This is a genomic window from Caballeronia sp. LZ032, assembly GCF_031451315.1.
GTDB lineage: Bacteria > Pseudomonadota > Gammaproteobacteria > Burkholderiales > Burkholderiaceae > Caballeronia.
Genome location: NZ_JARUXP010000001.1, coordinates 1075255 through 1087814 on the forward strand (window position 1 = coordinate 1075255; position 12560 = coordinate 1087814).

13 protein-coding genes are annotated in these 12560 nt (G+C 66.3%); 5 read left to right on the top strand and 8 right to left on the bottom strand.

Going from position 1 to position 12560, the window contains the following annotated elements:
- Positions 1-8 precede the first annotated feature (8 nt).
- Positions 9-947 carry a LysR family transcriptional regulator gene (locus tag QCE69_RS04975; RefSeq protein WP_309915183.1) on the top strand — a complete coding sequence of 313 codons (939 nt, stop codon included), beginning with the start codon at positions 9-11 and terminating at the stop codon, positions 945-947.
- A gap of 115 nt (positions 948-1062) precedes the next feature.
- Entirely contained in the window at positions 1063-1227 is a 165-nt protein-coding gene (locus QCE69_RS04980; RefSeq protein WP_309929695.1) for a hypothetical protein, read from the top strand.
- Between the two features lie 14 nt (positions 1228-1241).
- Here the strand turns inward: QCE69_RS04980 and QCE69_RS04985 are convergent, their stop codons facing one another.
- The 5 genes from QCE69_RS04985 to wrbA all read right to left on the bottom strand — a co-directional run bounded on the left by QCE69_RS04985 (position 1242) and on the right by wrbA (position 5471).
- Positions 1242-1952: an SOS response-associated peptidase gene (locus tag QCE69_RS04985; protein ID WP_309915189.1), complete on the bottom strand. Its 711-nt coding sequence runs from the start codon at positions 1950-1952 to the stop codon at positions 1242-1244.
- 82 nt (positions 1953-2034) lie between these two features.
- Positions 2035-2838 (bottom strand): metallophosphoesterase, encoded by an 804-nt coding sequence (locus QCE69_RS04990; protein WP_309929697.1) that lies wholly within the window; start codon positions 2836-2838, stop codon positions 2035-2037.
- A complete protein-coding gene (locus tag QCE69_RS04995) occupies positions 2835-4289 on the bottom strand; it encodes an FAD-binding oxidoreductase (RefSeq protein ID WP_309929698.1) in 1455 nt (484 codons plus the stop codon). Before QCE69_RS04995 ends, QCE69_RS04990 begins: the two co-directional genes overlap by 4 nt.
- 160 nt (positions 4290-4449) lie before the next feature.
- Positions 4450-4845, bottom strand: coding sequence for a DUF2069 domain-containing protein (locus tag QCE69_RS05000; protein WP_309929699.1), 396 nt, complete (start codon positions 4843-4845; stop codon positions 4450-4452).
- A gap of 8 nt (positions 4846-4853) precedes the next feature.
- Positions 4854-5471, bottom strand: coding sequence for an NAD(P)H:quinone oxidoreductase (gene wrbA / locus QCE69_RS05005; RefSeq protein WP_309807997.1), 618 nt, complete (start codon positions 5469-5471; stop codon positions 4854-4856).
- A 135-nt stretch (positions 5472-5606) separates the two neighbouring features.
- Between wrbA and QCE69_RS05010 the strand changes: the two genes are divergently transcribed.
- Positions 5607-6920 carry a YihY family inner membrane protein gene (locus QCE69_RS05010; RefSeq protein ID WP_309915201.1) on the top strand — a complete coding sequence of 438 codons (1314 nt, stop codon included), beginning with the start codon at positions 5607-5609 and terminating at the stop codon, positions 6918-6920.
- A 13-nt stretch (positions 6921-6933) separates the two neighbouring features.
- Here QCE69_RS05010 and QCE69_RS05015 read toward each other — a convergent pair whose 3' ends face one another.
- The 3 genes from QCE69_RS05015 to QCE69_RS05025 form a co-directional block, all read right to left on the bottom strand.
- The gene (locus QCE69_RS05015; RefSeq protein WP_309929701.1) at positions 6934-7254 is read right to left on the bottom strand and encodes an Mpo1-like protein; all 321 of its coding nucleotides are present in this window, start codon (positions 7252-7254) and stop codon (positions 6934-6936) included.
- Between the two features lie 125 nt (positions 7255-7379).
- Positions 7380-8222, bottom strand: a complete 843-nt coding sequence (locus QCE69_RS05020) for an alpha/beta hydrolase (protein ID WP_309929703.1) — start codon at positions 8220-8222, stop codon at positions 7380-7382.
- On the bottom strand, positions 8219-9550 hold the full coding sequence (locus QCE69_RS05025; protein ID WP_309929705.1) for an O-acetylhomoserine aminocarboxypropyltransferase: 1332 nt from the start codon (positions 9548-9550) through the stop codon (positions 8219-8221). The genes QCE69_RS05020 and QCE69_RS05025 overlap by 4 nt, the downstream gene beginning before the upstream one ends.
- Positions 9551-9920: 370 nt before the next feature.
- Here QCE69_RS05025 and QCE69_RS05030 point away from each other — a divergent pair, with 370 nt between their 5' ends.
- On the top strand, positions 9921-10373 hold the full coding sequence (locus QCE69_RS05030; RefSeq protein ID WP_309808003.1) for a CBS domain-containing protein: 453 nt from the start codon (positions 9921-9923) through the stop codon (positions 10371-10373).
- A gap of 196 nt (positions 10374-10569) precedes the next feature.
- A complete protein-coding gene (locus tag QCE69_RS05035; RefSeq protein ID WP_309929708.1) occupies positions 10570-12510 on the top strand; it encodes an MFS transporter in 1941 nt (646 codons plus the stop codon).
- Positions 12511-12560 lie beyond the last annotated feature (50 nt).

A 12560-nucleotide genomic window follows, 5' to 3' on the forward strand; every position in this document is an offset into this window, starting at 1 on the left:
AAAGCGCTATGGACACGCTGCAGAACATGCGCGTATTTGTGCGGGTCGTGGAGGCGGGCAGCTTCACGGCAGCCGCGCAGCATCTCAACACGACAACCGCGTATGCATCGCGGGCCGTTTCGGATCTCGAGGCGCATCTGCGTGCGCGCCTGTTGAATCGCACGACGCGCCGCATCGCGCTTACCGAGGCCGGCGAGCGCTATCTGCAACGTTGCGAGCAGATTCTGGCGTACGTGGACCAGGCGGAAGCCGAGGCGGGCGACGCCCATGCGCGGCCCTCCGGCAAACTGAAAGTGCATTCGATGACGAGCTTCGGCCAGCATTACATCGTGCCGATGATCTCGCGCTACCAGGAGCGGCATCCTTCGGTGCAGGTCGATCTGACGCTGGCGCAGCGCGTGCCCGATCTGCTCGACGAAGGTTACGACGTGTCCGTCGTGCTCGCCTCCGAATTGCCCGACTCGGCGCTGGTGTCGGCGCGGCTGGGTTCGGTGTTCAGCATCGCGTGCGCGTCGCCGGCCTATGTGGAGAAGCATGGCGCGCCGCATGTGCTGTCGGATCTCGTGCGCCATACCTGCCTGCATCTGATGACGCCGGTATTTCCGCCGGACCGCTGGGTGTTCGACGGTCCGAACGGGCAGGAAACCGTAAGTCTGGGACCGTCGGTGTTTACGGTGAACGTCGCCGACGCGATGGTCGTGGCGCTGCGCGAGGGCATGGGTGTCGGCGTGCTGCCGACGTCATCCGCGCTGCCGGCCTTGCGCGCGGGCACCCTGGTGCGGGTGCTGCCGCAGTACACGATGCAGGAGTTGAACGTGTACGCGCTGTATCCGTCGCGCCAGTATCTCGACGCGAAGATCCGCACCTGGGTGGAATTCCTGCGCGAGGTCATGCCGGACACGCTCGCGGCCGATACCGATTCCCTGAAGGAGTTCGTGGTCAGCTGAGCGCAGGCGCGGCTGTTACGAAATTAGGTGCGGCGCAACACTTGCTTACTCACGAAGCGTCCGCAGCTTGGTAATGTCAGCCTTCGACCACTCGCACCTTTTACGGGGACCTTACATGAGTACGCCACTTCTGCTCGCCCTCGCGGCTTTGTTGCTGCTGATCGCGATTCCGGCTTCGCGCGATCTGTTCAATGCGATGCGTGCTCAGTCTGAACGCAATGCACGGCGCCGCCTCGTGCCAATCCGCATCGACGACGACCGCGAGACGCGCAGGCGTTAAAAGGCGCTGCCTGCTCAGAGCAGCGTTTCCAGCGGCTCGATCAGGCGTGGTTCGTCGTTCGTGGCGCGGTTGACGTCGGTGGACACGCGGTGCCATACGAAATGCGACGCCGGTACGCCATCCGTCTTGACCAAGGCCGCAAGATCATCGGGCGTGGCGTCCGGATCCAGCCAGCGTCGCGCGGCGGCGGGCGCAAAGACAAGTGGCCGGCGGTCATGGACGTCGACGAGACCTTCGTCGGCGGCCGCCGTCACGATCACGAAGCCCGCGCCCGGCGCGGCGGCATCTTCATCGCGCATGATGCTCGTGAGCGCGGCAAGGTACATGGGCTCGCCGTCGGCGCGCTGGATGTAGTACGGCTGCTTGGCGGGCTTCGCGGCCGGGTTGTCCGCACGCGGCTCGATGCGCCATTCGAACCAGCCATCGGCCGGGATCAGGATGCGCGCTTTCTTCCACAGATGCTTGAAATATGCGCTCGTCGCCGCAGTTTCGACGCGCGCGTTGATGGTCTGCGGCAGTTTCTTCTGCAGCGCCCACGGCGGGCAGTATCCCCAGTGAACGGCACGGATGGATTCGTCCGGATACACGCCCAGCGGATGCGTGCCCGGCGAGAGGTTATAGCCCGGACGCCGGTCGGCGGCATCCACGAGCACGAACGGATTTTTCAGATGCAGGCGTTGCGCGTAATGCATCGGCAGTCGGTACTGGCTGATTCGGCCGCACATGGCGTTCCTCCGCAGGGTCCAACAGGGTTCCGTGCTGCTTGTCGGGTTACCTTCCTTCAGTTCGTCTCGCTGTCGCTCACGCTCAGATCTCGACCACCTTGTCCCACGCAAACTGCTCGTTCTCCCAGCGGCCGCTGCGCCTGCTGAAGTAGCCGCGCGGATTGCATACCACACGCGTGCCGTCTGCTTCGTAATCGAACGAAGTATGTGTATGGCCGTGAATCCACAGCGCGACCGGCGCGCGCGCGAGCGTGGGCAAGTGGTTGACGAACCCCGCCGAAACGATGTCTTCCGCATACTGCGGCGCAAGGCTCTCGCGCCGGGGCGCATGATGCGTGACGACGATCGTCTGGCCCGCGAAGGGCTTCGCGAGTTCGGCTTCGAGCCAGCCGCGTGCCTGCTCGTGCAGCGCCAGCGAGTCGTCGGGTGCGAACGCGCGCGGCTCGCCGTCCGGCTCGGGCCACGCGAGCTGGATCGCCCCCTTGTAGTCGAGCATGACTTTCGTACACGCCTCGCAGGCGCGGCCGATGTCGCTCTCGCCCGATCCGAACAGCTCGAAGTCCGTCCACAAGGTCGTGCCGAGCACGCGCCACGCGCCCCGGCGATCCACCAGCGACGCGTTGTTCAGGTAATGCACGTTGTCGACGCTGCGGGCGGCGTCCTGCATGGCCGCTTCCATCGCGCCGAATTCGGCGTCGTAGTACTCGTGATTGCCGGGCACGTAGATGACCGGGACATCGGAATCGAAATTCTCGGCGGCCCAGCGCAGACCTTCGGCGTGGTTGTGGATGTCGCCGGCGAGCACGACGAGATCCGCCTTCGCGTACGGAATGGCCAGTGGCTCGTCGCACTCCAGATGCAGGTCCGACAGCACGCGAATCTTCATGCGCCGTTCTCCTTGGCAGGCGCCGCGCCGGAGTGCACGACCTTGCCGGGGTTCATCAGGTGGTCGGGATCGAGCGCGGCCTTGACCGCCTGCATGAGGCGCACCTCGACCGGCGACTTGTAGTGCATGGCTTCCTCGGCTTTCAGTTGGCCAAGGCCGTGCTCCGCGCTGATGCTGCCGCGATGCGCATGCACCTGATCGTAGACGAGCGCGTTGATCTGCGTTTCGCATTCCGCCAGGAAGGCCTTTTCGTCGACGCCTTCGGGCGCCTGCACGTTGTAGTGCAGATTGCCGTCGCCGAGGTGCCCGAAGGTCACCATGCGCGCGCCGGGTACGGCTTTCGCGATGATCGCGTCGGTTTCCTCGATGAAGCGGCCGATGCCCGAGATGGGCACGGCGATGTCATGCTTGATGTTCAGCCCTTCCTCTGCCTGTGCAAGCGGAATGTGTTCACGCAGCGACCAGAACGCCTGCGACTGCGCGAGATTCTCGGCCACCACCGCATCTTCCACGATGCCTTGCTCCAGCGCTTCTTCCATCAGCCGCTCGAAGAGGGCGCGGGCGTGCGCTTCGCTTTCGCTGTCCGAGAATTCGAGCAGCACCGTCTGTGCATGCGTGGCCTCGAACGGATAGCGCAACTGCGGGAAATGCCGGCCGACCAGGCGCATGCAGAAGTCCGACATGAGTTCGAAGCCGGTCAGCAGCGCGCCCGCGTGATGCTGCGCCAGCGAGAGGAAGTCGAGCGCGGCCTGCGCGGACGCCAGACCGGCAAGAGCCGTGACCTTCGCGACCGGCGCGGGGTGCAGCTTCATGACGGCGGCCGTGATGATACCGAGCGTGCCTTCCGCACCGATGTAGAGATCGCGCAGATCGTAGCCCGTGTTGTCCTTGCGCAGCCCGCGCAGGCCGTCCCAGATCTCGCCCTGCGGCGTGACCACTTCGAGCCCGAGGCACAGCTCGCGCGTGTTGCCGTAGCGCAGCACGCCGGTGCCGCCGGCATTGGTCGCAAGATTGCCGCCGATCGTGCAGCTGCCTTCGGCGGCCAGACTCAGCGGGAACAGACGCTGTGCCGCCTGCGCGCGCGCCTGGATCTCGGCCAGCACGACGCCCGCTTCGACGGTGATCGTGTTGTTGTGCGGGTCGATGCCGCGCACGCGGTTCAGCCGCTTCAGGCTCAGCACGGCCTGTGCGCCGGTGTTGTCCGGCGTGGCGCCGCCGGCCAGGCCGGTGTTGCCGCCTTGCGGGACGATGGCGATGCGGTATTCACGCGCCAGCCGCACGACGCCGGCCACCTGTTCGGTGTTCGCGGGCAGCAGCACGGCGCACGCATTGCCGCGATAGCGCTTGCGCCAGTCGACGAGATACGGCTCGGTGTCGTGGGTATCGGTCAGGACGTGCGAGGTGCCGAGCAGTTCGGCGCAGGCGGAAACGAAAGCTTGGGTGGCGGTCATGAACGGTTGGGCAGGAAAGGGGTTCAGGCGTAGTGCAGAGTATCGCGCAGGGCGGCGCGAAGCGAACCTCGGCCGAATGGCATAGGCACGCACGATGCGCCGGGAATCGTGCTACAAAGCATCACGTCGAAGCGATGCAGGCGTGGGAAAAGCGCACGGCTCAGCGTTTCTTCGCACGCGCATCCAGCTTCGCCGCACGCTTGAATGGCGCGACATACGCCAGCGCGAAGCCGAAAAAGGCTGCCGCAAGCAGCACTTCGAGCCAGCCGAGCGACGCGGACAGGCCCGCATCCGTCATCCCGCGCACCACGCCCTCGGCGATATAGAGCAGGACGAGCATCGCGGCCCATTGCATTGTGTAGAGGTTCTTGCGCGCCACGCCCGGCAGCGCGCACGCCAGCGGCACGGCTTTCAGCGCGAGCGCCCAGGCGCCTGGCCGCACCGGTGCAAGCCAGAGTTCCCAGAGCAGCGCCAGCACGATCAGCGCAATCAGGCTCGCGAGTGCGCCACGGGCATAGGCAGGGTGGCGGCGGGAAATGGCGGCGGGTGCGTTCATCGTCCGCGTCAGGCTGCTTGCGCGCCGCGTTGGACATTGAGCGCCGTGCGCGCGAGCCGCGCGCCGAGCGCAATGGCGAGCGCCTTTTCGTCGGCGGTGATGCCGTGGCTGGCGGAGTCGCTGCCGAGGCGCGCGTGATGCGACGCGCCATAAGGCGTGCCGCCGCTCTGGGTCGTGGAGAGACGCGACTCCGTGTACGGAATGCCCAGGATCAGCATGCCGTGATGCAGCAGCGGCAGCATCATCGAAAGCAGGGTGCTTTCCTGGCCGCCGTGCAGGCTGCCGGTCGAGGTGAACACGCAGGCGGGCTTGTCCGCGAGCGCGCCCGAGAGCCATTGCGGCGTGGTGCCGTCGAGAAAATACTTGAGCGGCGCGGCCATGTTGCCGAAGCGCGTCGGCGAACCCAGCGCCAGGCCCGCGCATTCCTCGAGATCGCGTAGCTCGGCGTAGGGCGGACCGTCGGCGGGAATGTCGGGCTGGGTTGCTTCGCAAACCGCGGATACCGGCGGCACCGTGCGCACGCGCGCCTGCATGCCGGGAACGCTGTCGACGCCCTGGGCGATGGCGAGCGCAAGCTCGCGGGTCGCGCCATGGCGGCTGTAATAAAGCACGAGGATGTCGTTCATAAGGCTTTTTCAGTGAACGGCTATTATAGGTTTTGAGCTGGTTTCCGGGGCGTGCGCCCTCCCGGTAATGCGGGCATGGGGCAAGGCGGGCATGGCCCGCCGCCGTGGCGTACGCCGGAAATCACGACGAGGAGAATGCCTTTGCAGTCACTTTCCATCGATCTCGCCGCGGTCAGGCGTCTCGCCAGCTTCGTGGCGCGCCGCATCGGTGAAGACCGCGTCGCGCAGGTGGCCGGCAGCCTGACGTTTACGAGCGTGCTGTCGCTGGTGCCGCTCGCCACGGTCGCGTTCGCGCTGTTCACCGCGTTTCCGATCTTCGGCTCGTTCCAGGCTTCGTTGCAGGATTTCCTGGCGGTCCACCTGATGCCGCCGCAGATCAACGACCAGATCTTCAAATACCTGAACCAGTTCGCGGCCAAGGCGAAGGGACTCACGACCGTCGGCATGATCATCCTGTTCGTGACCGCCGTGATGACGATGATGACCGTCGAATCCGCGTTCAACGTCATCTGGCGCGTGCGCAAGGCGCGTCCGTTCGCGCAGCGCGTGCTGGTCTACTGGTCGATCATCACGCTCGGCCCCATCCTGTTCGGCTGCAGCCTGTCCATCTCGTCCTATGTGTTCGCGCATTCGGTCGCCTTCGCGGGCTCGCACAACCTGATGCCGCCGGTCATCGAATGGGCGCTGACCGGCGTCTCGCTGCCGCTGACGGCGGTCGCGTTCACGCTCATCTACGTGTTCATGCCGAACTGCAAGGTGGAGTGGCGCGATGCGCTGGTGGGCGGGCTGATTGCGGCGGTTGCGTTCGAACTCGGCAAGCGTGGTTTCGGCTCCTACGTGCGGCGCATTCCCACCTACACGGCGGTGTACGGGGCCTTCGCCGCGTTGCCGGTGTTCCTGCTGTGGGTCTATCTGTGCTGGATGATCGCGCTGGTCGGCGCCATGGTGACTTCCGCGCTGCCCGCCATTCGCACCGGGCAATATCACCGGCGCGATTTCCCCGGCAGCGACCTGCTGGACGCGCTCGAGATCCTGGCGCGGCTGGTGGAGGCGCGCGTCGAAGGCAAGCCCGGCTACACCGCGCTGCAACTCTCGACAATGGCGCGCTGCGACCTCGATACCTCAAACCGGCTCATCGCCCGGCTCGACGCGCTCGGCTGGATCGGCCGGCTGGAGGACGCGCGCCAGCCGCGTTACGTGCTTATCGCGAATCCGAACCAGATGACGGTGACGATGCTGTTCGACCAGTTCGTGATCGATCGCGCGGAACTCGAATATCAGCTGAAGCTCGATGCCGCGCAGGTGGATTGCGCCGCGCTCATGAACGCGCTCGAAAACGACGCGCTGGACATCACGGTGGGCTCGCTGATCGCCGCGCGCGCCTCGGCGCTGACTGACGCGCGCCTGCGCGAGCCGCCGCCTTCCGCGCTGCCCCGGCAGACGGCATGAATTGCATGAGCCGTCAGAGCGAAATCCTGCCGATGCAGATGTCCTTGAACATCACCCAGTCGCCCATCAGGCTGTAGATCGGGTGGCGAAACGTGGCCGGCCGGTTTTTCTCGAAAAAGAAGTGGCCGACCCACGCGAAGCCATAGCCGCAGATCACGGCCGCCGGCAACCAGAGCCAGTCGCCGGTGGCGATCGCCATGGCGAGACAGCCGATCACGCCGAGCGAACCAATGAAATGCAGCCGGCGCGAAATGAGATTGCGATGCTCCTCGAGATAGAACGGATAGAACTGGGCGAAGTTCGCGAAATGCTCCCCGTGTGCGGCGTGCGCCATGACGGCCTCCCTGTCATGCTTGGCTGATGTGCTGCGGCGCGTGGCGCGCCGGCTCTCCGACACCAGCAAGATTCATTCTGCGGCGGCGGCAGGCGCGGCGCAAGCGGGGGTTCCGGGGGGGCGTTTCAAGCGGGCGGGCGAGTGCCGCGCGCGCAATCGAGCGCGAATGCAAACAGGGTATCGAGCGTCGCGTCCGGCTGTTCGGTCATCATGGCGTGACCCGCGTCCAGTTCCACTGTCTGCACCGTCGCGCCGGCCTTTCTCAAGGCCTCGACGACCGGACGCGACGCACGCGGCGGCGTCATGATGTCGCGGCGGCCGCTCAGCACGCACACCGGACAGCGCACCGCGCCGGCGCGTTCGAGCGCCTCCGCGTAGGCATTGCAGGCGCTGAAGTCGGTATGGAAGAGCAGGGCCTCGCCCAGCAGGCTCACGCGCTCCATCAGCCGCCGGTTCGCGCCTTGCAGCCAGAAGCCGGGCGCGGGGCTCGAAGGTTTTGCGGCGAGCGTCGAATGCGACCACTGATTGACCATTTCGATGGCCTCCGGCTCGTGCTCGCGGGCCGCGTCGAGCAGGGTCGCGGAGACGGTCATCGGCGCGGCGGTCGCGAGCAGCGCGAGACCCAGCGCACGCTCCGGATGGCGCGCGGCGGCGTCGAGCGCGATCAGCGAGCCCATGCTGTGGCCGACGAAGATCGCCTGCCGCACGCCGGCCGCGTCGAGCACGCCGATCACCCAGTCGGCCAGCGCGCCGATGGTCGACAACGGCGCGCCGGCGCTGCGTCCATGTCCCGGAAGATCGAGCGCGAGCACCCCGAAGCCGTGATGCGCGAAATAGCGCGTCTGCAACGCCCACACGCTGTGATCGTGCTCCGCGCCGTGAATGAACACGACGGCAGGCCGCGCGGCGTCGAACGATTTGCCGCCGGTATAGGCGTAGGCAGCGCGGCCGTGATGATCGAATTTCATGCGCGGCTCCCGAGCGTTGCGGCGGCGCCTGCGCCTGCGTTCTCGGCGGCCTTTTGCGCCGCCTTGAGCCCGCGCTTCAGGTCGTCGATCAGGTCGTCCGGATCCTCCAGACCGATCGACAGACGGATGCGCCCCGGCCCGATGCCCGCCGCGGCGAGCGCGGCGGCGTCCATGCGGAAATGGGTCGTGGAAGCCGGATGGATGACGAGCGAGCGTGCATCGCCGACATTCGCGAGATGCGAGAACAGCGTGAGCGTCTCGATGAAGCTGCGCGCCGCCGGCACGCCGCCCTTGATGTCGAAGCTGAACACCGCGCCCGCGCCGCGCGGCAGCAGGCGCTGGGCGAGCGCGTGGTCGCGGTGGGTCGGCAGTTCGGGATAGGCCACGCCCTCGACCGCCGCGGAACCGAGCAGAAATTCGATCACCTTGCGCGTGTTCGCGACATGCCGGTCCATGCGCAACGGCAAGGTTTCGATGCCTTGCAGCAGTTGCCACGCGGCTTGCGGATGCAGACAGGCGCCAAAGTCGCGCAGGCCTTCGCGGCGGGCGCGCAGCAGGAAGGGCGCGACGGTGCTTTCCTCGGCGAACACCATGCCGTGAAAGCCGTCGTAAGGCTCGGTGAATTCGGGGAAGCGGCCGTTGGCGAAGTCGAAGGTGCCCCCGTCGACGAGCACGCCGCCGACGGTCGTCCCGTGGCCGCCGAGGAACTTGGTCGCCGAGTGGTAGACGAGGTCCGCGCCGTGTTCGAAAGGGCGCAGCAGATACGGCGTCGTGAAGGTGGAATCGACCAGCAGCGGCGCGCCGTGCGCATGCGCGATTTCCGCGACGCCCGCGATATCGAGCACGTCGAGGCCCGGATTGCCGAGCGTCTCGCCGAAGAACAGGCGTGTTTCGGGCCGCGCGGCCGCGCGCCAGGCGTCAAGATCGTGCGGCGCGACGAAGTTGGTGTCGATGCCGAAGCGCCGCAAGGTGTAATGCAGCAGATTGTGCGAGCCGCCGTAGAGCGCACTGGACGCGACCACATGCGAGCCCGCGCCCATCAGCGTGGCGATCGCGAGATGCAGCGCGGCCTGGCCGCTCGCGGTGCCGATCGCGCCGACGCCGCCTTCGAGCGCCGCGACCCGTTCCTCGAACACCGCGACGGTCGGGTTCGAGATGCGCGAATAGACGTGCCCGGAGCGCTCCATGTTGAAGAGCGCGGCGGCGTGATCGGTGTCGCGGAAGGTGAAGGAGGTGGTCTGATAAATGGGCGTCGCGCGGGCGCCGGTGGCGGGGTCGGGCGCGGCGCCCGCGTGCAGCGCGAGCGTGTCGAAGCGGTTGGCTGGCATCGTGGACGGCCGGCGCGCAGGGTGCCGGCGGGCGGCGAACAAGGGCCGATCATCGTAACATCGGGGATTCGGCGTTCAAACTTAGGGCGAACATCAGGGCTGCGTCAGGGCTGCGTCAGGGCTGCGTCAGGAACAAGCCACGCCGGATGCATGCTCCAAAGCAGGCACTCGAAACCGCGCAAAGCCTTGTCCATCCGGCCAGTGCGGGCGTTTCCCGGGCCGTTCGCCTTTTCTTTTGCGAGTCTTTCCGATAGCATCGATCCATCTTTCCACCCCGTTCGCACCGCGGCTGCACGCCGTGCGCAACGCCGGCGGCGTCAACGTTTCAGGCTGCAACAGGCATCGTGCGGCCATTCGCGAGGAGACAACCATGCGAGTCAGCGACATTCTCAAGGTGAAGGGCAACACCCTTTTCACCGTCACACCGGACACCCCGCTCGGCGAGGCCGTCGACACCATGGCGGCGCACGACATCGGCTCGCTGGTCGTCATGGAGTACGGCGACCTGGTCGGCATGCTGACCTTCCGCGAAATCATCGTGACCTTGCGCGACAACGGCGGTTCGGTGGGCACGTCCACCATCCGCAAGATCATGGACGACCATCCGCTCACCTGCACGCCGGAAACCGACGTGAACGAAGTCCGCCGCATGATGCTCGAGCATCATGTGCGCTATCTGCCGGTCATGGAGAAGCGTCAGCTGATGGGCGTGATCTCGTTCTATGACGTTGCAAAGGCGGTGGTGGAGGAGCAGGGTTTCGAGAACCGCATGCTGAAGGCCTATATCCGCGACTGGCCCGAGCAGCAGGAAGAAGCGCGCTGAGCGCGTCATTTTTTGCGGCGGAACTTCGCAATCAGACATGATCTGGCTCGGGCGGTTTGAGCAGCTTGCTTGAACCCCGCGCCCCGCAAAGCGCGCCCGACCGGCGCGCTTTTTTTCGCCCCGCCCGGCAACCCGTCTCGCTCCAACGACTTCCATTCGGGCGCGCCCGACACCCAATCTCACCCTCCCGCAACACATGAGCGACCATCCGCCGCGCGCCCGAGAGCGCGACTCCCGACGTTCGCATGCAGCCGGCGAAAGCCAGTTCCGCCTGCTGCGCGAGCGCCGTTTCGCACCGTTTTTCTGGACGCAGTTCCTGGGTGCGATGAACGACAACGTCTTCAAGGTCGGCTTCACGTCGCTCGTGACGTTCCAGGCGGCGCGCTTTTCCGGCGTCGATCCGAAGACGGCCGCGTTCCTGATTTCCGCCATCTTCATCGTGCCGTTCGTGCTGTTCTCGGCGACCTCCGGCCAGATTGCCGACAAATACGACAAGGCCGTCCTCGCGCGCCTCGTGAAGAGCTTCGAGATCGTCGTGATGCTGATCGGCGGCGCGGGCTTCCTGTGGCACAGCGCGCCGCTGCTGTACGCCTGCACTTTCCTGATGGGCGTGCATTCCACCGTGTTCGGCCCGGTGAAATATGCCTATCTGCCGCAGCATCTCGACGCGCATGAACTGGTCGGCGGCAACGGGCTGGTCGAGATGGGCACCTTCGTCGCCATCCTGTTCGGCACGATCATCGGCGGCGCGGCAGCGGGCGCGTCCGAACACGGCGCGCTGCTGCTCGCCTGCGCCTGCTTTGCGTTCGCGCTGATCGGAAGGGTGGCGGCCGCGTTCGTGCCGGCGTCGGCGCCGTCGCAATCCGGGCTGCGCATCAACTGGAATCCGTTCTCGGAAACCTGGCGCAACCTGCGGCTCGCGAAATCCGACCGCACCGTGTTCCTGAGCCTGCTCGGCATCTCCTGGCTATGGTTCGTCGGCGCGACCTTCCTGACCTCGTTCTTCAACTTCGCCAAGGACGTGCTGTCCGCCGATCCTGACGTCGTGACCGTCCTGCTCGCGACGTTTTCCCTGGGCATCGGCACGGGTTCGCTGCTGTGCGAGCGCCTGTCGAAGCGGCGCGTGGAGATCGGGCTCGTGCCGCTCGGGTCCATCGGCATCAGCGTGTTCGCGGTCGACCTGTTCTTCGCCAGCCACCGGATGATGCCGGCGGAACATCTGCTGGGCGTCGGCGAGTTTCTGCTTGCGCTGCCGCACTGGCGCATTCTCGCGGACCTGTTTCTGCTGGCGATGTTCGGCGGCTTCTACAGCGTGCCGCTCTACGCGCTGATCCAGGCGCGCAGCCAGCCCACGCATCGTGCGCGCATCATCGCGGCCAATAACATCCTCAATTCGTTCTTCATGATCGTGTCGGCGCTGATGGCGCTTGCGCTCACGTCCTTCGGCGTCGGCATTCCGGGACTCTTCCTCACTACCGCGCTGCTGAATGTGGTGGTCGCCTTGTACATCTATTCGCTCGTGCCGGAGTTCCTGCTGCGCTTCATCGCGTGGCTGCTGGTGCATACGTTCTATCGCATCCGGCTGGTCGATGCAGCGCGCATTCCCGCGCATGGCGCGGCCGTGCTGGTGTGCAACCACGTAAGTTTCGTGGACGCCGTGGTGATCATGGCCGAAAGTCCGCGGCCGATCCGCTTTGTGATGGACCACCGCATCTTCCGCACGCCGCTGTTCGGCTGGATGTTCCGCCACGTGAAGGCCATTCCGATCGCGCCCGCGCACGAGGACGCCGCCATGCTCGCACGCGCCTACGACGCGTGCGCCCAGGCGCTGGAAGAGGGCGATCTGGTCTGCATCTTCCCGGAAGGCAGGCTCACGCGCACCGGCGAGCTGAATCCGTTCCGGCATGGCATCGCCGAGATTCTGCGGCGCCATCCGGCGCCCGTCGTGCCGATGGCGCTGCGCGGCCTGTGGGGCAGCGTGTTCTCGCGTCACGAAGACGCGCAATGGCCGCGGCCGATCCGGCGCGGCGCGATGACGCGGCTGACGCTCGCGGTGGGCGAGCCGATCGCGCCGGAGGATGCGACGCCGCAGCATCTGCAGGAGGTGGTGTCGGCCTTGCGCGGGGCGCGCCGCTAGGGCGCGTCGGCGGGCGGCGCTGGCATAATGGCGGTTTCCCCCGACACTTT